This window comes from Sphingomonas sp. CARO-RG-8B-R24-01 (genome assembly GCF_022662295.1).
In the GTDB taxonomy this organism is placed as follows: Bacteria; Pseudomonadota; Alphaproteobacteria; order Sphingomonadales; family Sphingomonadaceae; genus Sphingomonas.
In genome coordinates, this window is record NZ_JAKNQI010000003.1 from 90,706 (window position 1) to 113,295 (window position 22,590).

At 67.8% G+C, this 22,590-nt stretch carries 21 protein-coding genes; 14 read left to right on the forward strand and 7 right to left on the reverse strand.

The genetic code is table 11. The features are described from left to right. Positions 1 to 127 precede the first annotated feature (127 nt). A complete protein-coding gene (locus L8G49_RS08300) occupies positions 128 to 1,180 on the reverse strand; it encodes a DUF4118 domain-containing protein (protein WP_242184055.1) in 1,053 nt (350 codons plus the stop codon). A gap of 229 nt (positions 1,181 to 1,409) precedes the next feature. Here L8G49_RS08300 and L8G49_RS08305 point away from each other — a divergent pair, with 229 nt between their 5' ends. The 4 genes from L8G49_RS08305 to L8G49_RS08320 all read left to right on the forward strand — a co-directional run bounded on the left by L8G49_RS08305 (position 1,410) and on the right by L8G49_RS08320 (position 5,431). Then, positions 1,410 to 3,503 carry a S9 family peptidase gene (locus L8G49_RS08305; protein WP_242184056.1) on the forward strand — a complete coding sequence of 698 codons (2,094 nt, stop codon included), beginning with the start codon at positions 1,410 to 1,412 and terminating at the stop codon, positions 3,501 to 3,503. 284 nt (positions 3,504 to 3,787) lie between these two features. Next, complete coding sequence (locus L8G49_RS08310) at positions 3,788 to 4,363, forward strand: DedA family protein (RefSeq protein ID WP_242184057.1); 576 nt, start codon at positions 3,788 to 3,790, stop codon at positions 4,361 to 4,363. Continuing rightward, positions 4,360 to 4,755, forward strand: a complete 396-nt coding sequence (locus L8G49_RS08315) for an acyl-CoA thioesterase (RefSeq protein ID WP_242184058.1) — start codon at positions 4,360 to 4,362, stop codon at positions 4,753 to 4,755. The genes L8G49_RS08310 and L8G49_RS08315 overlap by 4 nt, the downstream gene beginning before the upstream one ends. A 55-nt stretch (positions 4,756 to 4,810) precedes the next feature. Continuing rightward, positions 4,811 to 5,431: a YbhB/YbcL family Raf kinase inhibitor-like protein gene (locus L8G49_RS08320; RefSeq protein WP_242184059.1), complete on the forward strand. Its 621-nt coding sequence runs from the start codon at positions 4,811 to 4,813 to the stop codon at positions 5,429 to 5,431. 175 nt (positions 5,432 to 5,606) lie between these two features. Here L8G49_RS08320 and ppc read toward each other — a convergent pair whose 3' ends face one another. Genes ppc through L8G49_RS08335 form a run of 3 tightly spaced genes read right to left on the reverse strand, consistent with a single transcriptional unit; the run spans position 5,607 to position 9,340 of the window. Further along, on the reverse strand, positions 5,607 to 8,285 hold the full coding sequence (gene ppc / locus L8G49_RS08325) for a phosphoenolpyruvate carboxylase (protein ID WP_242184064.1): 2,679 nt from the start codon (positions 8,283 to 8,285) through the stop codon (positions 5,607 to 5,609). Positions 8,286 to 8,324: 39 nt separating this feature from the next. Continuing rightward, a complete protein-coding gene (locus L8G49_RS08330) occupies positions 8,325 to 8,729 on the reverse strand; it encodes a calcium-binding protein (RefSeq protein WP_242184066.1) in 405 nt (134 codons plus the stop codon). A 44-nt stretch (positions 8,730 to 8,773) separates the two neighbouring features. Further along, positions 8,774 to 9,340 carry an HNH endonuclease gene (locus tag L8G49_RS08335; protein WP_010162002.1) on the reverse strand — a complete coding sequence of 189 codons (567 nt, stop codon included), beginning with the start codon at positions 9,338 to 9,340 and terminating at the stop codon, positions 8,774 to 8,776. A 186-nt stretch (positions 9,341 to 9,526) separates the two neighbouring features. Here L8G49_RS08335 and gluQRS point away from each other — a divergent pair, with 186 nt between their 5' ends. The 7 genes from gluQRS (at position 9,527) to L8G49_RS08370 (ending at position 15,273) form a co-directional block, all read left to right on the forward strand. After that, positions 9,527 to 10,405: a tRNA glutamyl-Q(34) synthetase GluQRS gene (gene gluQRS / locus L8G49_RS08340; protein ID WP_242184073.1), complete on the forward strand. Its 879-nt coding sequence runs from the start codon at positions 9,527 to 9,529 to the stop codon at positions 10,403 to 10,405. Positions 10,406 to 10,414: 9 nt separating this feature from the next. Continuing rightward, complete coding sequence (locus L8G49_RS08345) at positions 10,415 to 10,657, forward strand: twin transmembrane helix small protein (RefSeq protein ID WP_242184075.1); 243 nt, start codon at positions 10,415 to 10,417, stop codon at positions 10,655 to 10,657. A 49-nt stretch (positions 10,658 to 10,706) separates the two neighbouring features. Beyond that, complete coding sequence (locus L8G49_RS08350) at positions 10,707 to 11,291, forward strand: cob(I)yrinic acid a,c-diamide adenosyltransferase (protein ID WP_242184079.1); 585 nt, start codon at positions 10,707 to 10,709, stop codon at positions 11,289 to 11,291. 73 nt (positions 11,292 to 11,364) lie between these two features. Next, complete coding sequence (egtB, locus tag L8G49_RS08355) at positions 11,365 to 12,624, forward strand: ergothioneine biosynthesis protein EgtB (RefSeq protein WP_242184080.1); 1,260 nt, start codon at positions 11,365 to 11,367, stop codon at positions 12,622 to 12,624. Beyond that, the gene (egtD, locus tag L8G49_RS08360; RefSeq protein WP_242184081.1) at positions 12,624 to 13,601 is read left to right on the forward strand and encodes an L-histidine N(alpha)-methyltransferase; all 978 of its coding nucleotides are present in this window, start codon (positions 12,624 to 12,626) and stop codon (positions 13,599 to 13,601) included. The genes egtB and egtD overlap by 1 nt, the downstream gene beginning before the upstream one ends. Beyond that, on the forward strand, positions 13,598 to 14,365 hold the full coding sequence (locus L8G49_RS08365) for a class I SAM-dependent methyltransferase (protein ID WP_242184082.1): 768 nt from the start codon (positions 13,598 to 13,600) through the stop codon (positions 14,363 to 14,365). The genes egtD and L8G49_RS08365 overlap by 4 nt, the downstream gene beginning before the upstream one ends. A gap of 38 nt (positions 14,366 to 14,403) precedes the next feature. Continuing rightward, positions 14,404 to 15,273 (forward strand): 3-hydroxyacyl-CoA dehydrogenase NAD-binding domain-containing protein, encoded by an 870-nt coding sequence (locus L8G49_RS08370; protein ID WP_242184083.1) that lies wholly within the window; start codon positions 14,404 to 14,406, stop codon positions 15,271 to 15,273. A gap of 128 nt (positions 15,274 to 15,401) precedes the next feature. Here L8G49_RS08370 and glpX read toward each other — a convergent pair whose 3' ends face one another. From glpX to L8G49_RS08385, 3 genes are all read right to left on the reverse strand, one after another. Next, the gene (gene glpX / locus L8G49_RS08375; protein WP_242184084.1) at positions 15,402 to 16,373 is read right to left on the reverse strand and encodes a class II fructose-bisphosphatase; all 972 of its coding nucleotides are present in this window, start codon (positions 16,371 to 16,373) and stop codon (positions 15,402 to 15,404) included. 211 nt (positions 16,374 to 16,584) lie between these two features. Next, positions 16,585 to 17,409: a 2,3,4,5-tetrahydropyridine-2,6-dicarboxylate N-succinyltransferase gene (dapD, locus tag L8G49_RS08380; protein ID WP_242184085.1), complete on the reverse strand. Its 825-nt coding sequence runs from the start codon at positions 17,407 to 17,409 to the stop codon at positions 16,585 to 16,587. Beyond that, complete coding sequence (locus tag L8G49_RS08385) at positions 17,406 to 18,074, reverse strand: pyrimidine 5'-nucleotidase (RefSeq protein WP_242184086.1); 669 nt, start codon at positions 18,072 to 18,074, stop codon at positions 17,406 to 17,408. Before L8G49_RS08385 ends, dapD begins: the two co-directional genes overlap by 4 nt. A 122-nt stretch (positions 18,075 to 18,196) precedes the next feature. Between L8G49_RS08385 and L8G49_RS08390 the strand changes: the two genes are divergently transcribed. From L8G49_RS08390 to L8G49_RS08400, 3 genes are all read left to right on the forward strand, one after another. After that, positions 18,197 to 20,563 carry a S8 family peptidase gene (locus tag L8G49_RS08390; protein WP_242184087.1) on the forward strand — a complete coding sequence of 789 codons (2,367 nt, stop codon included), beginning with the start codon at positions 18,197 to 18,199 and terminating at the stop codon, positions 20,561 to 20,563. 23 nt (positions 20,564 to 20,586) lie between these two features. Next, positions 20,587 to 21,585 carry an LLM class flavin-dependent oxidoreductase gene (locus L8G49_RS08395; protein WP_242139820.1) on the forward strand — a complete coding sequence of 333 codons (999 nt, stop codon included), beginning with the start codon at positions 20,587 to 20,589 and terminating at the stop codon, positions 21,583 to 21,585. Positions 21,586 to 21,904: 319 nt separating this feature from the next. Next, positions 21,905 to 22,534 (forward strand): PEPxxWA-CTERM sorting domain-containing protein, encoded by a 630-nt coding sequence (locus tag L8G49_RS08400; RefSeq protein ID WP_242139819.1) that lies wholly within the window; start codon positions 21,905 to 21,907, stop codon positions 22,532 to 22,534. The last annotated feature ends 56 nt before the right edge of the window (positions 22,535 to 22,590 follow it).

A 22,590-nucleotide genomic window follows, 5' to 3' on the forward strand; every position in this document is an offset into this window, starting at 1 on the left:
TGGTTGCCCGGGCGCGAGTGGGCGACGAGGCGCTGCATCCTCGGTCACGTGCTTCAACGTGGCGGCCCCGGCCTGCGCCGGGGTGACGGGAGGGTAGATCGCAAGTCCGGCGGACCGGCCCCCGGCCTCACCCGTCCGGCAGCGCGACCCGGTCGGGGATCGTCAGCACGCTCGACGTGCCACCGCCGCTCGCGGGCAGCACGTCGAAGGTGCCGTCGAGCTGCCGTGCGAGCGCGAGCGCGATCTTGAGGCCGAGGCTGGTGCTGCCCGCGACCGCGAACCCCGCGGGCAGCCCCGCGCCGTCATCGCTGACCCGCAGGACCATGCCGTCCGGCGCATGGTCGAGCGCGATCCGGATCACCCCCGTCGCGCGATCGGCGAAGCCGTGCTCGCTCGCATTGGCGACCGCTTCGGCGAGAATGAGCGCGAACGGGATCAGCGCATCGGGGTGCAGCACGATTCCGGGCGCGACCGCGACATCGTAGCGGATGCCGACGCGGCCGTCGGACTCGGCAAGATCGTTGATCAGCGCCTGCATGAACGCCGCGAGATCGGTATTCTTGCCGTCGATGTCGTACAGCTGCCGCTGGATTCGCCCGATCAGCCCGATCCGCGCGGCGGCATCGTCAAGCGCCTTCTTCGCCAGATCATGGTCGACCCCGCGGCGGTGCAGCGTCAGCATCGCGCCGACCATCTGGATGTTGTTCGAGACGCGGTGCTGGAGCTCGCGGAACAGCAGCTCGTTGCGTTCGGCCAGCCGCGCGCTGGTTTCGGCGAGCGCATGGCCGCGCTCGCGTTCGCGGCGCAGCCGGTGGTTGGCGTTCTGCATCCAGTGGACCAGCGTGATGTCCACCACCACCACGGCCACATAAAAACCAAGCGCGGTGGTCGTCCCCTGCCCAATGTTGAAGCTGAAAAAGGGCGGGATGAAATAATACCACGCCATCAACCCGCACAGGATCGCCGAGAGAATGCCCGGACCGCGTCCGAGGATGAAGGCGGACAGGATGACGGCGGGGAAGAAGGTGAGGAACGGGAAGCCCGGCGGAAACCACGGGTCGAGCCCGCTGCGCAACCCGCACGCGCCGACCGACAGCGCCGCCGCGAGCGCATAGCGGAGCACTGGCCGTGCCGCGAGCAGGGGCAGTTTCTCGAGGAACGTCGCGCGCCTGTCAGGCATCGCGGACCGCCGCTGAACATGAGACGGGCGGTCGGTGGGGCTGGTTGATCGGCGAATCCTCAAGACACTGGAAAGCGAGTTGTGGTGCTAGCATGTTCCTGTGTCACCCCACAGGCCATGTCGTCTCCCGCAATCAGGACGTCACCAACCCATGTCAACCGCACCGGTTTGAGGACCGTTCGTTTCGCAGGGCTTCGACAAGCCGCACCGGCACGCTTAAGAGACGGGAATGACCCAGAGCCCATCGCCCTCCACGCTCCCGACGCCCCCTGTTGCAGAGCAACGCGCGCACAGCTTCACTGCGCACGGCATCACGATCGAAGACCCCTATGCCTGGATCAAGGACCCTGGCTATCCCGAGGTGACCGATCCGGACGTGCTGGCGTATCTTGCGGCGGAAAACGCCTATTTCGAAAGCGTGATGGCGCCGCATCGCCCGCTGGTCGACCGGCTTTACGAAGAAATGAAGGGGCGGATCAAGGAAGACGATTCCTCGGTCCCGCAGAAGGACGGCGACTGGCTGTACTGGACCGCGTTCGAGACCGGCGGGCAGTATCGCAAATGGTGGCGTCGCCCGGTCGCCGCGGCCACCGATACGAGCAAGGACGAACTGATCCTCGACGAGCCGGTGCTGGCGGAGGGCAAGGAATATTTCCGCTTGGGCGCCTTCTCGATCAGCAATGACGGGCGGCTGCTCGCTTATGCGATCGACGACAATGGCTCGGAACGGTTCGAGATTCGCGTCAAGGACCTGACCACCGGCGAGCATCTGCCCGATGTGATCCCGGGGATGCTGTCCGAGATCGTCTGGACCGCGGACGACAAGGGCTTCCTCTACGGTCTCGCCAACGACCAGTGGCGCACCGACAACGCCCGGCTGCACTGGCTGGGCACGCCGATCGCGGACGATATCGAGCTGTTCAAGGAGGCCGACGAAGGCTTCCGCGTCGGCGTCAGCGAGACGAGCGACCGCAAGTGGATCGTGCTGTCGAGCGGCGACCATGTGACGAGCGAAATCTACCTGCTTCCCGCAACCGATCCGCTCGCGACGCCGCTCTTGGTGTCGGCGCGGCAAGTGGGGCGCGAATATGACGTCGACATGCACGGCGACACGTTGTTCATCCACACCAACGACACCGACCCCAATTTCCGGCTGTGCACCGCGCATATCTCCTCGCCGGGCGAATGGGTCGAGAAGATCGCGCCGTCGCGGCATTTCTACATGACCGGGATCGATTGTTTCCGCGATTTCTTCATCGTCGACGGGCGCGAGGACGGGCTCGATCAGATCGAGATCCACCGCTACGACGACGCAATCGCGCCCCAACGGATCCGTTTTCCCGAGGCGAGCTATGACGCTGGGCTCGGCAACAATCCCGAATATGCGATGGACGTGCTGCGCGTCGGCTATGAATCGATGGTCACGCCGGGGACCGAGTACGACTATGACGTCGCAACCGGCGAGCTGACGACGCTCAAGGTCCAGGAAATTCCGTCGGGCTATCAGGCCGCCAAGTATCGCACCGAACGCCTCAAGATCACCGCGCGTGACGGGACCGAGGTGCCGGTATCGATCGTCTATCCCGCCGACTTCCCCAAGGACGGGTCGCGCCCGTTGTTCCTTTATGCTTACGGCGCATATGGTTACGCGATTCCGCCGGGCTTCTCGACCGGGCGATTGTCGCTGCTCGATCGAGGCTTTGCCTATGCGATCGCGCATATTCGCGGCGGGGACGATCTCGGCCAGCAATGGTATCTCGACGGCAAGCTCGAAAAGCGCGCCAACACGTTCAACGATTTCGTCGATGTCGCCAAGGGCCTGGTCGCGGACGGCTGGACTTCCGCGGGCAAGATCGCGATCGCGGGGCGTTCGGCGGGCGGCGAGCTGATGGGGGCCGTCGTCAATTCCGATCCCGAGCTGTGGGGCGCGGTGATCGCGGACGTGCCGTTCGTCGACGTGCTCAACACGATGCTCGATGCAGAACTCCCACTGACCCCGGGCGAATGGCCCGAATGGGGCAATCCGATCGAGGACAAGGCGGCGTTCGAGCTGATCCGCGGCTATTCGCCCTACGATCAGGTCAAGCCGCAGGCCTATCCGCCGATGTTCATCTCGGGTGGGCTCAACGATCCGCGCGTGACCTATTGGGAGCCCGCGAAATGGGCGGCCAAGCTCCGCGCGACCAAGACCGACGACAACGTGCTGTTGCTCAAGACCAACATGGGCGCGGGGCATGGCGGCAAGTCGGGGCGGTTCGAATCGCTGCGCGAGGGCGCGGAGGAACATGCGTTCGTGCTGTGGCAGCTCGGCATCGAGGGGTAAGCGAAACGACCGTCGCCCGTTTTCCCGCGAGCGTATGGCCTCCGAGAAAGTCGGTTTACCGGCCCGTCCTTTGCTGTTTTCCCGCGCAGGCGGGAATCCAGAGCCAAGCCAAACAATGGCTTGCAGTTCTCGCGACTCCTGGACTCCCGCCTTCGCGGGAGAACAGCTAGGTTTTGCAGAAGCCATGCGAAGGCGCGGCATCCAAAGGAACGGACGCGGCGCGCTTCGCCCCGGCCCCTGTCATCGCCGGGGAACATCGGGGCGCGCGCGGCTTTAAGCCGCCTATGTCGATCGAATCCATCATCCAGCATTACGGCCTCATCGCCTTGTTCGCAGGCGCCGGGATCGAGGGCGAGACCGTCGTCGTCGCGGGCGGGCTGCTCGCGCACAAGGGGCTGTTCCCGCTCCCCGGCGCGATGGTGGCGGCGGCGGCGGGGTCGTTCGTCGCGGACCAGATCTTCTTCTCGCTCGGCCGGTATTTCCGCGACAAGCCGTGGGTCCGCCGCGCGCGCGAGAAGCCGGTCTTCGAACGCGCGCTGGGGCTGCTCGAACGCTATCCGATCGGGTTCATCTTCGCCTTCCGCTTCATCTACGGCTTCCGCACGATCAGCCCGATCGCGATCGGGACGACCAAGGTCTCGACCAAGCTGTTCGTCATGATCAATCTCGTCGCGGCGATCGTCTGGGGGATCGTGTTCACCGGGATCGGCTATCTGTTCGGGCACAGTTTTGAGAAACTGATCGAACGCTTCCTCCCCGACAAACATGCGATCCTGATCGTCGGCGGGGTGATCGTCGCGATCGCGCTGCTGCTCGGCCTCTGGCATTGGTGGCGCGGGCGGCGCACACAGGCGGCATGACGCGCTTCACGCTTTTGATCACTGCGACGCCCGACGACATCGACGAACTCGGCCACGTCAACAATGCGGTGTGGGTTCGCTGGATCCAGCAAATCGCGGTCGCGCATTGGGAAGCGGTCGCGCCGCCCGAGCAGCAGGCGGCCTATGTCTGGGTCGTGACCCGGCACGAGATCGATTATCGCGGCAATGTCGCGGCGGGCGAGACCGTCACCGGAGAGACCTGGGTCCCCGCGCCGCCGACTGGCGCGCGGTTCGACCGGCATGTCCGCTTCCTCGGCGCGGACGGCAAGGTGAAGGTGCAGGCGGTGACGACCTGGGCGCTGATCGACCGCGTGACCGGGCGGTTGCTGCGGGTGCGGGACGAGATCGCCGCGCCGTTTTTATCCGCCTGACGGAACCGCTTGGGGCTGCGGAGGCTTGAAGCTTCAGGTTTCAAGGATTGATCCGATGCTCGAACATCTTCCCCACTGGCTCGGTCATGCGCTGCGTAACGTGCGCGCGGGCGCGGACAAGCTCATCATCGCGGAGCCGGTGCTCGGTCGCGATTTCGCGACGATCGAGGTCACCAGTCCGGCGTTCGCGAACGAAGGGCGCATTCCACCGCGCTTTACCGCCGACGGCGACGGCGTTTCGCCGCCGCTGACCTGGGGCGCGGTGCCGGCGGGGACGCTGAGCGTCGCGCTGGTGGTCGAGGATGCCGATTCGCCGACGCCCGCGCCGCTGGTGCATGCGATCCTGTGGGGCCTGCCCGCCGACGCCGGGCGGATCGAGGAAGGCGCGATCGTCGCGGATGCGCATCCCGATGGCAGCGGGGTCGGGCGCAACTCCTATCTCTCGCAGGGCTGGCTCGCGCCCGATCCGCCCACCGGGCATGGCGATCACCGCTATGTCTTCCAGCTGTTCGCGCTCGATTGCGTGGCGGAGGATCTGGGTGACGGGCCGGGGCGCGGGGCAGTGCTCAATGCGATTGCGGGGCATGTGATCGGCGCTGGCGTGCTGGTCGGGCTGTATTCGCGGGGCGAGCCTGCTGGCGTGGTGCCGGACGATGGCGCGCCGGTGGTCGCCTGACGCCTCATGCGGGTGCTGACGTCAGATTGCGTTCCCCTTACTTTCTTCCCCGGCGAAGGCCGGGGCCCAGTCGCGATGACCGAGGTAAGGGAGCGCCCCCGCCCGCAATCTTCTGTTCCTCGACTGGGCCCCGGCCTTCGCCGGGGAAGCAGAAGTAGGTTGCGGGGGAAGCGCATCACCCGCTGTTGCGCAGCGCAGTCGCGATCGCGTTGATCGACAGCAGGATGCCTTCACCGATCCGCTCGTCCGCGTCGCCCGCACGGCGGCGCTTGATGAGTTCGATCTGCAACCGGTTGAGCGGTTCGATATAGGGCAGGCGCAGCCGGATCGACGTCTCCAGCGCGGGATGCGCCTCGAGCAGGCGGGACTGCCCGGTCACGGCAAGCAACCCGTCATGCGCCTGCCGCCACCCGCCCGCGATCCGCGGGAAGATCGCGTCCGCCAGCGCCCGGTCTTCGACCAGCGCGGCGTAGCGCGCGGCGATGCCCATGTCCGACTTGGCGATGACCTGCTCCATATTGGCGAGCGTCGCGGCGAAGAACGGCCAGCCCTGCGCCATCTCGCGGAGCAGTCCCTTGTCCGCGAACGAGTCGAGTGCCTGCCCCACGCCGTACCAGCCCGGCAGCATCACGCGCGCCTGTGCCCAGCTGAACACCCAGGGAATCGCGCGCAAATCCTCGATCCGGTCGCTCTTGGTCCGGCTCGCGGGACGCGAGCCGATCTTGAGCCCGGAAATCTCGGCGATCGGCGTCATCTCGCGGAAGAAGGTGCGGAACCCCTCGGTCCCGTAGACCAGCCCGCGATACGCCTCGAACGCGCTGGTCGACAGCTGGTCCATCGCGGCAGCGAAGCGCCGCGTGTCGGCGGCGGACAAGGGCTCCGGCTCGAGACTGGCGAGCAGCGTCGCCGACGCCATCGCCTCCAGGTTGGTCATCGCGCTTTCGCGCGTGCCGTATTTGCCCGCGATCACCTCGCCCTGTTCGGTGATGCGGATGCGTCCCTGCACCGTACCGAACGGCTGCGCGCGAATCGCCGCGAAGGCCGAGCCGCCGCCGCGCCCGACCGCGCCGCCGCGCCCGTGGAACAGCTGCATCCCGACACCGGTCTCGGCGAACACGCCCCGCAGCGCGGTCGACGCCTCGGACAGGCTCCAGGTCGAGGTGAGGTAGCCGCCGTCCTTGTTCGAATCGGAATAGCCGATCATGACTTCCTGATAGCCGCGCTTGGCGGTCACGCTGCGCACCTCGGGCAGCGCGAACCATTCGGTCATGATGTCGGGTGCGGCTTCCAGGTCGCCGATCGTCTCGAACAGCGGCACCGCCATGATCGCGGCATCGGGTGTGTCGCCATGCGGGCGATACAGGCCGACCTCCTTGAGCAGCACGTTGAGCTCGAGCAGATCCGACACCGATTGCGCCATCGACACGATATGCTGGACGATGCACGCCGTGCCATAGGTCGCGTGCGCGGTCGCGGCGGCGCGCAGGATCGCGAGTTCGGATTGTGTCTCGTCCGAATAGGCCGCGAACGCGCTCCCCAGCGGGCGGGCGTTGGACAGTTCGTGCCGCAACAGCGAGACGCGCTGCGATTCGGTCAGCGCCAGATAGTCGTCCTCGACGCCGGCGACCTTGAGCAGTTCGGCGACCACGCGTTCGAGCACCGCGCTGTTCTGCCGCAGGTCGAGCGTGGCGAGGTGGAAGCCGAACGTTTCGACCGCGCGGATCAGCCGTCCGAGCGCACCACCCGACGACAGCGCGCCGTCTCCCCCCGCCGCCAGCGCCCGCGCGATCACGACGAGGTCGGCGCGGAACGCCTGCGGATCGGCGTAGCGCTCGCCCTTGAGCGGGCCGAGGCGCGGGGCCGGCTTGCCCGTCAGCGCCTGGTGCGTCGCGACGAGGCGGGCATAGATCCCCGACAGCGCCCGGCGATACGGCTCGTCGCTGCGGCTTTCGGACGTGTCCCCGCTCGCATCCGCCAGCGCCGCGACCGCGGCGTCGGCCGGGGCGAGGTTGGTCGAGATCGACAGTTCCGCGCCGAGCGCGTGGACGCCCTCCAGGTAATAACCGAGCACCGCCTCGCTCGCCTTGGCCAGCGCGGCGCGCAGGCTGTCGGCGGTGACGAACGGGTTGCCGTCGCGATCCCCGCCGATCCAGCTGCCGGGCTTGAGGAAGCCGGGCGTCCGCCCGCCCAGCGCCCGGTCCCAGCGCTGGTACAGCGCGGGCAGCGCTGGCAGGAACACGTCGCGCAGATAGCTGAGCGCGGTTTCCACCTCGTCGGTGACGTACAGCCGTTCGCGCCGCAGCACGCGGGTCTGCCACAGGAGCGCGATCTGGCGGAGGATCGCTTCCTCGATATCGTCGCCATCGGGCGTGTCGGTCGCGCCGCCGTCGCGCAGCTGCATCAGCGCGGCGATGCGGTTGCGGTGGTCGATCATGGACTTGCGCCGCACCTCGGTCGGATGCGCGGTCAGCACCGGGGCGACCAGCGCGTGCTGCAGCAGTGCGATCGCCCGGGGCCGGTCGATCCCTTCCCCCGCCAGCCGCTCCAGCGCGGAGGCAAGGTCGGCCCCCTGTTCGGCGGCAATTCCCTGGCGATCCTCGGCGAGGTTGGCGAGCATCGAGAACAGCATGAAGCCGCGGACGAAATCGAGCGTCTCGTCCAGGTCGAGCTGGTCGAGCCCGAGGTCGGCGGTGTCGCCCGCATCCGCTCCGCGGTGCCGTTCGACCGAAGCCGCCCGGATCGATTCGGTACGCGCGTACAGCGCTTCGCCGCCATAGGCGCGGATCACGTCGCCGAGCAATTTGCCCAGGAAGCGGATGTCGGGATTGTTGGTGATCGAGGGGAGGTCAGCCATGCGAGGGATGCTGCATCGCAACACCCCCCGGGTCAACCATCACTGTGCGCGGGTTTGCGCCGGCGTCGCGGTCGCGCCGTCGGCGGAACGCGCGGCATCCTGTTCCTTGTTGGTGACCATGCCGTCATGATTGGCATCCGCCCGATCGAACCGGGCGAGCCCGCGCGCGACGAATTCGCTGCGGCTTATCGCGCCATCCTGGTCGGTATCCGCGCGGGCGATCCGATCCGCGCGGGCATTGCCCAGTTCCATCTTGGTCAGCCGGCCGTCGCCGTCGACGTCCCGTTCGGCAAAGCGCTTTTCGAGCAACTGGCGCACCTCATCGCGCTTGGCGAGCGTGGGCGGTTCGAAATCGGCGAGCACATCATCGCTCGCGGTCGGCTGCTGGCACGCCGCCGTCGCCAGCAAAAGGGCGGCAAGCCCCAAAACACCCATATGCTGCATCGTCGTCTCCCGGACCGAAAGGGTCGGCGAGCGTGCAAGACACGTCAAGCCTCGAGCTCAACGTCCCAATAGAGCCAGTCGTGCCATGTATCGTGCAGGAAATTCGGCGGGTAGCGCCGGCCATGCTCCTGCAACTGCCAGCTGGTCGGCCGGATTGCGTCGATATGGAGCGGCATGCCCGCCTGTTTCGGGGTGCGGCCACCCTTTTTGAGATTGCACGGCGAACAGGCGGTGGCGACGTTTTCCCAAGTCGTCCGCCCGCCTTGGGCACGCGGGACGATGTGGTCGAAGGTCAGCTCATGCCCCGCGCCGCAATATTGGCAGGTGAACTTGTCGCGCAGGAACAGGTTGAACCGGGTGAAGGCGGGGAAGGCGCTCGGCCGGACATATTGCTTGAGCGCGATGACCGAGGGCAGCTTGATCCGCTGCGTCGGGCTGCGCACCTCGCGTTCATATTCCGCGACGATGTCGACCCGGTCGAGGAACACCGCCTTGATCGCGGTCTGCCATGGCCAGACCGACAGCGGATAATAGCTCAGCGGGGTGTAGTCCGCGTTGAGCACGAGCGCGGGACAGCCATCGGGGTGGCGGATGAGATCGGGATGGTACATGCGAGCCCCCCTTTTCCTCAGTCGAGTGGCACTTCCTGCGCGGCTTCTTGCCGTTTAGGATGACGCTGTGATGACAGCGACGCCTTTCGTTAACAAGTTCAGCACAGCGCGCGACTCGCGGTCAAGGGGGGCAATGCCGATTTGCAACCAAGGATCGACCCCCGGGCTGCGGTCCGCGCCGCCGAAATGAGCGCGCAAACCACCAGTCGTTTCGCCCCCAGCCCGACCGGGCGGTTGCATCTCGGCCATGCGTTTTCGGCGATCCAGGCGCATGACCGGGCGCAGCGCGCGGGGGGACGGTTCCTGCTGCGGATCGAGGATATCGACGGCACGCGCAGTCGGCCCGAGCATGTCGACGCGATCCTCGCCGACCTGCGCTGGCTGGGGCTGGCGTGGGACGGGCCGGTGCTGTTCCAGTCGACTCGGCTCGACGGCTATGCCGCCGCGCTCGATCGGTTGCGCGCGATGGGGCTGCTGTATCCGTGCTTCTGCACGCGCGCCGAAATCGCCGCGAGCCTGTCCGCGCCGCACGGCCTGGAAGCGGTCTACCCGGGAACGTGCCGCCACCGCGACGCCGCCGATCGCGCGGCGCGGATCGACGCGGGGATGGCGCATGCGTGGCGGATCGACATGGCGGCGGCGGCGGAACGCGCCGGGCCGCTCGAGTGGACCGACGAGATCGCGGGCGACGTGGTCGCGCATCCCGAGCGGCACGGCGATGTCGTCCTCGCGCGCAAGGACGCCCCCGCCAGCTATCATCTCGCGGTGACGGTGGACGATGCCGCGCAGGGTGTCACGCATGTGGTGCGCGGGGTCGACCTGTTCGCCGCGACCGACGTGCACCGGCTGCTGCAGGCGCTGCTCGGGTTGCCGACTCCGCTCTACCGGCATCATGCGCTGCTGACCGACGCGACCGGCGCGCGACTCGCCAAGCGCAACGGTTCGCCGAGCCTGGAACGCCTGCGTCTGCGCGGCGACGACGGGCGCGCGCTCGCGACGACGTTGCGCGCGGGGCGGCTGCCCTCGGACATTCTGACCACTGGCTTTCTGGCGGCAAGCGCCTAAGTTGGTGGCATGAGCACTTTCCTGACAATCCTGCTGATTGCGGCGATGATCGCCACGGTCGTCGTTCTGGTCCGCGGACTGGTGGTGTTCCTGCTCGGCGCGAGCCAGCAGGCGCGCGACGGGACGGGGAGTGCGGAGGGGATCAGCCCGTCGGCGGTCAAGTCGAACAAGATGATGCAATACCGCATCATGTTTCAGGCAGTGGCGATCTTCCTGGTCGTGCTGCTGATGTGGCTCGCGGGAAAGAGCTGAGCCGACACGACATTCGGCCCGGGGCAGGGCCGGGTGAGGGGGACGGGATTTGGTAAAGCTCAACCGCATCTACACGCGCACCGGGGATGACGGCTCGACCGGACTGGTCGATGGCTCGCGTGTCGCCAAGGACGACGCACGCATGGCCGCGATCGGCGATGTCGACGAGGCGAACAGCCTGATCGGCGTGGCGGCGGTCGCGGTGCGCGATACCGGTGTCGCGGGCATCTGGCTCGTCGCCCTGCTGGAGCGGGTGCAGAACGATCTGTTCGACCTGGGCGCGGACCTTGCCACGCCGGGCGAGGACTTTGCCCCGTCCGACATGGTGCTGCGGGTCGTCGCGGCGCAGGTCGACCGGCTCGAGTCCGAGATCGATCGGATGAACAGCGAGTTGAGCCCGCTCACCAGCTTCATTCTGCCCGGCGGAACGCCCGGCGCTGCGGCGCTGCACGTCGCCCGCGCGACCGTGCGGCGCGCGGAACGCACTGCGGTCGGCGCGGCGCGGCATGTCGCGCTCAATCCGCTCGCGCTCGCCTATCTCAACCGGCTGTCGGATTATTTGTTCGTCGCCGCGCGTGTGGTGAACCAAAATGCCGGTGGCGACGTTCTCTGGCGACCGGGTGCTACCCGCTGATGTGGATCGGCGGGCACTGGCCCGTGCGATGACCCCGCAGCGGGGCGAACTTCTATCCGGAACGGACGAGGCGATGGCGACACGGACTGCCCCCAGGACTGACGCCTCCGCGCTCGCCGAGCGTTTCCAGGCCGTCCGCAATCTGACCGTCGCGCTGGTTGCGCCCCTGTCGGATGCGGATGCCACCGCGCAGTCGATGGACGACGCGTCGCCCGCCAAATGGCATCTGGCGCACACCAGCTGGTTCCTCGAGACCTTCATTCTCCGCGATTTCGTCGGCGGCTACCGGCTGTACGACGATCGCTTCCCGTTCCTGTTCAACAGCTATTACGAGGCCGAGGGGCAACGCCAAGCGCGCAACCGGCGCGGGATGGTAACGCGGCCCGCGCTCGACGAGATCCTGGCGTATCGCGCGCATGTCGATGCGCAGGTGCTCGCGGCACTGCCCGACCTCCCCGCGGCAGCGCAGGAATTGATCGCGCTGGGGTGCCATCACGAGGAGCAACATCAGGAGCTGCTCGTCACCGACATCCTGCACCTGATGGCGCAGAACCCGGTCGAGCCCGCGATCTGGCCCGCCGCGCGCAAGGTGCCGGTGGAAATGCCGCGCCCGGCCGGATGGATCGAGCACGCCGCCGGGATCGTCGCGATCGGGCATGATGGCGACGGCTTCTCGTTCGACTGCGAAGGGCCGCGCCACCAGACGTTGCTCAGCGCGCATGCGATCGCGGATCGTACCGTGACCAATGGGGAATGGGCGGCGTTCATCGCGGATGGCGGGTACACCGAGCCGCGCCACTGGCTGTCCGACGGTTGGGCATGGGTGAAGCGCGAGCGGATCGTCGCTCCGCTCTATTGGGAGCAGCGTGACGGAGGATGGACCCGGTTCGGGCTCGACGGGCGCCGCGCGATCGATCCAGCAGCGCCGGTGACGCACGTCAGCTTCTTCGAGGCGGATGCCTATGCCAGCTGGGCAGGCGCCCGCCTGCCGACCGAGGCGGAGTGGGAGGCGGCCGCGGCTGGCCACGATCCGCTCGGCGGCAACCAGCTCGACACCGCCGGCCCGGTCGAGCCGCGCCCGTCGACCGGCGGACCGGCCTTCTTCGGCGACGTGTGGGAATGGACCGGGAGCGCGTATCGCCCCTATCCGGGGTTCCGTGCGGTCGAAGGCGCGGTCGGCGAATATAACGGCAAGTTCATGAGTGGGCAGTGCGTCCTGCGCGGCGGATCGTGCGCGACCCCGCGCGGCCATGCGCGCGCCTCGTACCGCAATTTCTTCTATCCGCATCAGCGCTGGCAGTTCACCGGCGTCCGGCTTGCCAAGGATCTCTAATGCTTAAGCCAGAAATCGAGGACGGGCAGGCGAGCCTCGCCGACCCAGCGTTCCGCAACGACGTTCTGCGTGGCTTCGCGCTTCGCCCGCGCGCGATCCCGGCGCGGTGGTTCTATGACCGGCGCGGGTCGGAGCTGTTCGAGCAGATCACCGATCTCCCCGAATATTACCCGACGCGGACCGAGACCGCGATCCTGCGCGCCTGCTGCGGTGACGTCGCGCGCATCGCGGGCAAGGGGCGCGCGGTCGTCGAGTTCGGTTCGGGCTCGTCGACCAAGACGCCGATCCTGCTCGAAGCGGTCGATCCGGCGGCGTACGTGCCGATCGACATCTCGGGCGATTTCCTGCGCGAATCCTCGGCGGTGCTCGCGGATGCCTTCCCCGGCCTTTCGGTGCTCCCGGTCGAGGCCGATTTCATGCACCCGATCTCGCTCCCCGCGCAGGTCGCGGATACGCCCAAGCTCGGCTTCTTCCCGGGCTCGACGATCGGCAACATGATCCCGCATTCGAGCACCGACCTGTTGCGCGCGATGAAGGAGTCGCTCGGCGAGGGCGCGATGCTGCTGATCGGGATGGACCGGATCAAGGACAAGGCGACGCTCGAGGCGGCGTATGACGATGCGCAGGGCGTGACCGCTGCGTTCAACCTCAACCTGCTCGAGCGGATCAACCGCGAGCTCGACGGCACGATCCCGCTCGACGCGTTCCGGCATCGCGCGATCTGGAACGACGATCGCGCGCGGATCGAGATGCACCTCGAGGCGACTCGCGACGTCAGTTTCACCGTCGAGGGCCGGCCGTTCGACATGGCGGCGGGCGAGACGATCCACACCGAGAACAGCCACAAGTTCGGTGCACGCGACGCGCGGATCCTGCTGCGCGCGGGCGGGTGGACGCCGGTCGGCGAATGGACCGACCCCGAGGGGCGGTTCGCAGTGCTGCTCGCGGAGGCACAGCCCGCCCGCCTCGCGCCGTGATACCGCTGCATCCGGTCGCGGCGACGGGGTTCGACCGGGCGGCGGACGTCTATGCGACGAGCCGCCCGGGGTATCCCGATGCGATCGTGGATTGGATGCGGGATCGGCTGGGGATCGTTCCGGGTCGGACGGTGCTCGAGATCGGCGCCGGCACTGGCAAGTTTACGGGATCGCTGGTCAGGACCGGGGCTGCCATCCTCGCGCTCGAACCGATCGCGGCGATGCTTGACCACCTCGTCGCCGACTTTCCCGGGGTGCGACCGCTGGTCGGGCAGGCAGAGGCGATCCCGCTCCCCGATGCGAGCGTCGATGCGGTGGTCTGCGCGACCGCCTTCCACTGGTTTGCGACTCCCGCGGTGATGGCGGAGATCCGACGCGTGTTGAAGATCGGCGGGGCGCTCGGGCTGGTGTGGAACCTGCGCGACGAATCGGTCGGCTGGGTCGAGCAGCTGTCGGCGCTGACCAATGCGCATCAGGGCACCGCGTTGCGCGAACGGGCCGATGCCTGGCGCGACGTCTTTCCCGCGGAAGGCTTCTCGCCGCTCGAAGAGAGCGAGTGGCCGTACGCGCATCTTGGTATGGTGGAGGACGTCGTGGTCGGGCGCACGCTGTCCACCAGCTTCATCGCTACCCTGTCCGCGGAAGCGCGCGCAGACGTCGTCGCGCAAGTCCGCGACCTGATCGCCGCGACGCCCGAGTTGCAGCGCGATCCGGTCGCTTTTCCCTATGTCACCAAGGGCTATGATTGCCGCCGCATCGCCTGATCCCTAAGGCTGCGGCAAAACGCAGCAAAGGACAGGATATGCAGACGGTAGGTGTCATCGGCGCGGGCCAGATGGGCGCAGGGATCGCACAGGTTGCGGCGCAGGCGGGGTTCCACGTGCTGCTCAGCGACGTGTCGAAGGACCGTGCGGACGCAGGCAAGGCGGGGATCGCCAAGGCGCTCGACCGGCTCGTTACCAAGGAGAAGATCACTGCGGAGGCGCGCGATGCGGCGCTTGGCCTGATCGAGCCGGTCGAGGGCCTGTCCGCGATGGCGCCGGCGTTCCTCGTGATCGAGGCGGCGACCGAGCGCGAGGAGATCAAGCGCGCGATCTTCGCCGAGGTCGGCAAGGTGCTGGCGAGCGACGCGATTCTCGCGTCGAACACCTCGTCGATCCCGATCACGCGGCTGGCACAGGCGTCGCCCGATCCGGCGCGGTTCATGGGGGTGCATTTTTTCAATCCCGTCCCCGTGATGGGGCTGATCGAGCTGATCCGCGGCCTCGCGACGTCCGATGCGACGGTGGCGGCGGTCGAGGCGTTCGGGCGCACGCTCGGCAAGGAGATCGTCCATGCCAATGATGCGCCGGGGTTCATCGTCAACCGCGTGCTGATGCCAATGCTCAACGAAGCGTGTTTTGCTCTGGGCGAGGGGGTGGCGACGGTGCGCGATATCGACGTCGCGTGCCAGTTGGGGCTCAACCATCCGATGGGGCCGCTGACGCTCGCCGATTTCATCGGGCTGGATACGTGTCTGGAGATTACGCGCGTGCTGTTCGAGGGGACGGGGGATCCGAAGTTCCGGCCTGCGCCGTTGTTGGTGAAGTACGTCGAGGCGGGCTGGTTCGGGCGCAAGACGAAGCGCGGGTTTTATGATTATTCCGGCGCGGAGCCCGTGCCGACGCGGTGAACCGGGAATCTCCCCTCCCCTTCAGGGGAGGGGCTGGGGGTGGGGAAGTGCCTCGCAGAGAGCTGAGTTCTGCTGCACGGCCCCACCCCAACCCCTCCCCTGAAGGGGAGGGGCTTTACCGCCCCCCCTCAAATCCGGTGTTCGCCCTTGACCCAGCGCACCGTGCCAGAGCTTGCGCGCATCACGACGCTTTCGGTCGTCATGATCTTGCCCTTCCGCTTCACGCCCGCGAGCAGCGAGCCGTCGGTCACGCCCGTCGCCGCGAAGATGCAGTCGCCGCGCGCGAGTTCGGTCAGGTCGTACTGCTTGTCGAGATCGGTCACGCCCCACTTGGCCGCCCGCGCGCGCTCGTCGTCGTTGCGGAACAAGAGCCGCCCCTTGAACTGCCCACCGACGCAGCGCAGCGCCGCCGCCGCGAGAACACCCTCCGGAGCGCCACCGGCCCCCATGTAGATGTCGATCGTCGTATCGGGATTGGTCGTCGCGATCACCCCCGCGACGTCGCCGTCACCGATCAGCATGATCCCGCAGCCGAGGTCGCGCAGCTCGGCGATCAGTTTCTGGTGGCGCGGGCGATCGAGCACGCAGGCGATGATGTCCTTGGGGTCGACACCCTTGGCGGCTGCCAGCGCACGGACGTTCTCGCTCGGCGACTTGTCGAGGTCGATGATGCCCTCGGGATAGCCCGGGCCGCAGGCGATCTTGTCCATATAGACGTCGGGGGCGTTGAGCAGCCCGCCTTCCTCGGCGATCGCGAGCACCGCGAGGCTGTTGGGGCCCGCGGTCGCGCAGATCGTCGTGCCTTCCAAGGGATCGAGCGCGATGTCGATCTTCGGGCCCTTGCCGATCGCCGAGCCGACCTTCTCGCCGATGAACAGCATCGGCGCCTCGTCGCGCTCGCCTTCGCCGATCACGACGGTGCCGTCCATGTAGAGTTCGTTGAGCGCGGCGCGCATCGCCTCGACCGCGGCGGCATCGGCCGCCTTTTCGTCCCCGCGACCGGTGAGGGTGGAGGCAGCGACCGCCGCCGCCTCGGTCACGCGGACCATTTCGAGCACGAGCACGCGGTCGAGCGTCTTGGAGCGGGTAGCTGCGGTCATCGGGTATCCTCTTTGTCGTTTGTCGGGTGGACTAAGCGGGGAGGCAAAGGATGTCGAGGTTGGGGGCGGGCGCCCCTCTCAGGGAGGCTGCCTTCTCAAGCCCCTCCCCTTCAGGGGAGGGGTTGGGGGTGGGGCTGTGCAGAGTACCCAGCGGTGGTTTTGCTGGACTGCCCCACCCCAACCCCTCCCCCGAGGGGGAGGGGCTAAGAGGTTAGTCGCGCAGCAATTCGTTGATGCTGGTCTTCGAGCGGGTCTGCGCATCGACGCGTTTCACGATCACTGCGCAATACAACGATGGCTTGCCGTCGCCGCCGCCCATGCTGCCGGGGACGACCACCGCATAAGGCGGCACCTCGCCGCGGAAGACTTCGCCGGTCGCGCGGTCGACGATCTTGGTCGACGCACCGAGATACACGCCCATCGACAGCACCGCGCCCTCACCAACGCGAACACCCTCGGCGACTTCGCTGCGCGCGCCGATGAAGGCGCCGTCACCGATGATGACCGGATCCGCCTGGAGCGGCTCGAGCACGCCGCCGATCCCGGCACCGCCCGAGATATGGACGCCCTTGCCGATCTGCGCGCAGCTGCCGACCGTCGCCCAGGTATCGATCATCGAATTCTCGCCGACATAGGCCCCCAGGTTGACGAAGCTCGGCATCAGCACCGCGCCCTTGCCGATAAACGCGCCACGCCGGACGATCGCACCGGGCACGCTGCGGAACCCCGCCTGGCGGAATTCGGCCGACCCCCAGCCGTGGAACTTGGAGGGCACCTTGTCCCACCAGTTCGCGCCGTCCGGGCCGCCAGCGATCTCGGCCATGTCGTTGAGGCGGAACGACAGCAGCACCGCCTTCTTGAGCCACTGGTTGACGCGCCAGCCACCTTCGCCATCGGGCTCGGCGACGCGGACCGTCCCTGAATCGAGCTGATGGAGCGCGCTCTCGACCGCGTCACGCACCGCGCCCCTGGTCTCGAAGCTTATCGTGTCGCGCGCATCCCATGCCGCGTCGATCGTCGTCTGCAAGTCGGTCATGCGTCCCCCATGATGTCGTGAAGCCACGCCGTCAGATCGGGCGTGGTGAAGTCGATAAAGCTGCGGTCCTGCTCGGCGGCGGCCTGTTCGGAGCCATTGTCGATCCACACCGTCGTCATGCCGATCGCCTTGGCGGGCGCGAGGTTGCGCGCCATGTCCTCGACGAACAGCGACTCGGTCGGGTCGATGTCGAACGCCGCGCACAGCCCGGCATAGGCCGAGGCGTTGGGCTTGGGTTTGAGGTCCATCGCGTGGATATCGTGGATCGCCTCGAAGCTCTCGCCAAGTCCGAGCCGGTCGAGCACGCGCGTCGCATAAGGCGTGTCGGCGTTGGTGAAGATGATCTTGCGCCCCGGCAGTCGCGCGATCGCGGCGGCGAGCGGCGCGTTTTCGTCGAGCACGTCCATTTCGATGTCGTGGACGTCGGCGAGGAAATGATGCGGATCGACGCCGTGCTCGGCCATCAGCCCGGCAAGCGTGGTGCCGTGATCGAAGAAATACGCCTTCTGGATCCGCCGCGCCTCGACCAGGTCGACGCCCAGCGCTTGCGCGACATAGGCGGTCATCTTGACATCCATCTGGTCGAACAGCCGCGCCGACGCCGGATACAGCGTGTTATCCAAATCGAAAACCCAATTGCGGATAGAGGCGAGGCGCGCGAGCATGCGCGCGGCTCTAAGCGCAGGGCGCGTGGCGGGCAAGGCAGGGATGGCGCGACCGCGATACCCGTCGGGACACGACGAGGAGATCGCGGGGTGGATGCCGAACGGGGCAGGGAGCAATGACGATGCGACACCGATGGACCAGCTATCTCGCGCGGCCGGCGGCGCTGGCGACCCTGGTCGGGCTGGGAGCCTGTAGCGGGGGCGGGGGCGTCAACAGCACGCCCGCGCCGCCGCCGATCAGCACCCCCACGCCGACTCCCACGCCGGTGCCCGCTCCCACGCCGACTCCCGCCCCGACCCCGACGCCGACCGCGACCAATTACGATACCGCGGAATATCGCGCGACGGTGGGGGCGGTGTCGGCCAATGCGCTGGCGCTGTATCAGGCGGGGGCGACGGGGAAGAGCATCACGGTCGGGATCGTCGACAGCGGGGTCGACCTGACCAGCGCGGAGTTCGGCGGGCGGATTTCCGCCGCCTCGGCCAATGTCGCGGGCGGAACGAGCGCGGCGGACGAGGACGGCCATGGCACCGCGGTGGCGTTCACGCTGGCGGGGCGTCGCAACGATACCGGCACGCAGGGCATCGCGTTCGACGCGACGATCATCGCCGCGCGCGCCGATACGCCGGGATCCTGTGCCACGTCGACCGGCTCGACCGACAGCTGTGCCTTCGCTGACGGCGCGATCGCGCGCGGGATCGACCTGGCGGTCAACAATGGCGCGCGGGTGATCAACATCTCGCTCGGCGGCGGCGCGGCCGGGAGCGCGGTGGTCAGCGCGGTCAGCCGGGCGACCGCGGCGGGGATCGTGATCGTGATCGCGGCGGGCAACGATTTCGCGACGAGCCCAACCACCGCGGTCAATCCCGATGCGTTCGCACAGATCGCCAACACCGCCGCCGCGCGCGGGCTGGTGATCATCGCCGGGTCGGTCGGCGCGAACAACAGCCGCACGGCCGGCGGGGACGTGATCTCGACCTTCAGCAACCGCGCTGGCAATTCGGCGACGCATTATCTCACCGCGGTCGGGGAAAGCGTGCGCGCACCGAACCAGTCCGGCACCCCGTTCCTGTGGACGGGCACGTCCTTTTCCGCGCCGCAGATCGCGGGCGCGGCGGCGTTGCTGGCGCAGGCCTTTCCCAACCTGACCGGCGCGCAGATCGTCCAGATTCTCTACGCCTCGGCGCGCGATGCCGGCGCGGCGGGGGTCGACCCGGTGTATGGCGAGGGCGTGCTCGACCTCACCCGCGCGTTCCAGCCACTCGGCGGCACCGCGGTCGCGGGTACCCGGTCGGCGGCGTCGCTGACATCCAATGCCATGCTCTCCGCGCCGATGGGGGATGCCGCGCAGGGCGCGCTGGGGGCGGTGATCCTCGACGGGTTCAGCCGCGCCTTCGCGATCGATCTCGCGCGGACGATCCACCGCGACGGGCCCGCGCCGACGCTCGCCGGCCAGTTGCTGGCGACCACGCGCACCGTTCAGACCAGCGTCGGGGGCACGATGCGGGTCGCGCTGACGGTCGCGCCGATCACCGGCGGCGGTGCGAGCGTGTCGCGGCTGATGCTGTCGCGCGGCAGCGCCGACCAGGCGCGCGCGATTGCGGGAACGGTGACGAGCCGGCTCAACACCCATGCCAGCTTCGCGGTCGGTTTCGCCGAGGGCGGCGCGACGCTGACCGCGCGGCTGGTCGGGCGGAGCGACCCCGCCTTCCTCGTCGCGCGCGATCCGGTGCAGGGCGCCGGGTTCGACAGCCGGGCGCGCGGTGCCAGTGCGGTGCGCCAGCAGATCGGCGCGTTCGGCCTGACCGCGGCGGTCGAAAGCGGGGATGCCCTGGCGCGCGACCCCGACGCGCTCGTCGCGGCGCGCAACCGCTATCGCCAGTATGGCTATGACCGCAGCGCGATCACGCTGGACCGCCAGTTCGGCGGGCTGAGCCTCGCGCTGACCGGCACGCGGCTGGCGGAGCGCGCCACCGTGCTCGGCGCGCGCTTCGGCGATGCGCTCGGCGGGACGCGGGCGACGAGCTGGTTCCTCGATACCGTCGCGCGGTTCGAGGCAGGCAGCGGATGGAGCATCGGCGGATCGGTCCGCCGCGGCTGGACCCGCGCCGACGTGCGCGGTGGCCTGACCGGCAGCGGCGCGCTCCGCACCAGCGCCTTCGCTGCGGACGTCGGCAAGGACGGATGGTTCGGGGCGCGCGACAGTTTCGGACTGCGCGTCGCGCAACCGCTGCGCGTCGCGCGCGGCGGGATCGACCTGACGTTGCCGACGGCCTATGACTACGACACGCTTGCGGTGAGCAGCTGGACCACGCAGCGCATGAACCTCGCCCCGACCGGGCGCGAGATCGACCTGGAGGCGCGCTATGCGCTGCCGGTGTGGGCCGGGACGCTGCAGACCAACCTGTTCCTGCGCCGCCAGCCGGGGAATTTCGTCGCGCTGGGGCAGGATCTCGGCGCAGCGGCGCGCTGGTCGGTAGCATTTTGAAACGTGCTTCCCATATCGGATCCATGACCGCTTATTCACTCCTCGATCTCGTCCCCGTCGTCGAAGGCGGCAGCGTCGCCCAGGCGCTCCGCAATGCGGGAGATCTCGCCGCGCATGCCGAAAGCCTCGGCTTCTCGCGCTATTGGACCGCCGAACACCATGGCATGACCGGCATCGCCAGCGCGGCGACATCGGTGGTGCTCGCGCATATCGGGCAGGCAACCACGACGATCCGGATCGGCGCGGGCGGGATCATGCTGCCCAACCATGCGCCGCTCGCGATCGCCGAGCAGTTCGGGACGCTCGATGCGCTGTTCCCGGGACGGATCGACCTCGGGCTCGGCCGGGCGCCGGGGTCCGACCAGATCGTCGCGCGCGCGATGCGGCGCAGCCTCAACACCGATCCCAACGCCTTTCCGAATGACGTGCTGGAACTGCAGAGCTATTTCGCCGACGACGGCCAGACCGGCGTCCGCGCGACGCCCGGTGCGGGCGCGGACGTGTCGCTGTGGATCCTCGGGTCGAGCACCTATGGGGCGCAGCTCGCCGCGATGCTCGGCCTGCCATACGCCTTCGCCTCGCATTTCGCGCCCGACGCGCTGATGAGTGCGATCGAGATCTATCGCCGCACCTTCCGCCCGTCGGCGGTGCTCGCAAAGCCGCACGTGATGGCGGGGTTCAACGTCTTCGCCGCCGATAGCGACGAGGAAGGCGCGCTGATCGCCAGTTCGCAGGAACAGGCGTTCGTTGCGCTGCGCACCGGCAACCCCCGCCAGCTGCCGCCACCCGTCGAGGGCTATCGCGCCAGCCTCGGCGCGCAGGGCGGCGCGATCCTCGACCATGTGCTGTCCTGCTCGGCCGTCGGTGGTCCCGCCAAGGTCGCGCGGGAGATTGCTGCGTTCGTCGCCCGTACCGGCGTGGACGAGCTGATGATCGCCAGCGCGATATACGATCATGCCGCGCGCAAGCGCAGCCTGACCATCACCGCGGAGATCTTGCGCGAGCGTGCCATCGCCGCCTGACCTCCGATCGCACTTCGCGCCGCGCGAAAAGACCCCTCCCGCGCGGCGCAATTTAGGGCCGATCTGATGCGGTGTCGCTCTATGTTACAGTTTTTATATGCTTAACGCCGGATGAATAAGCGCCGGAAAGTCGGCTTTCGAGCCCACGACCGGGCGCATCCGAGGCTCGGGTTATCGTGAAGGAGCAGCGATAACGTGCTGTAAAAGCTGTAGTGTCGGCGTACCTTACACTCTCGCCCGAAAGAATGGCTGCCGCCCTCCGGTAGGGACTTGGCACGGGTCTTGCGTATCGGTGTACAAGCATTCCGAGGAGTAAGACATGCGTACGAAGATCCTGACGTCCGTCGCCGCTACCGCCATCGCCATGGTGTCGACCAACGCATATGCCGCGGCAAACCTGACCAACGTATCGATCCAGGGTCTCGGCAGCCCCTACAGCTGGAATACGGCGATGGGTTCGATGGACACGGTCTTCATCCAGCAGCCGCTCGGTAACATCTTCAACCCGAACAGCGAGGCGATCAACGATCCGACGTCGGCTGGTCTCAACAGCTTCACGATCAACGGCGAAGGCCTGCCGGTGGACTCGGTCCTCGAAGCAGCGCAGAACTATCTGATCACGCTGACCTTCGCCGATGACGCGACGGTTTCGGGGATCTACAACACGCTTGCTCCGTCGGACACGTTCAAGGGCACGACGTTCGACACCGGCACGACGGTTTATGAACTGACCGGCTTCGCCTGGAACCGGACGCTCTCCGACAACGTCAGCGCCAAGCAGGCGGTTTCGGGTGGCAGCAAGGCGGATTACGCAGGCCAGTTCTCCTTCACGGCGGTCGAGAGCGCAGTTCCCGAGCCAGCTACGTGGCTGATGATGCTCGCCGGCTTCGGCATGGTCGGCGCCGGCCTCCGGTCGCGCAAGGTGCGCACGAGCGTCACCTACGCCTGATCGCATCCGCGTTCACCAGCGATAGCGAAAGCCGTCGGTCCAGCGGGACCGGCGGC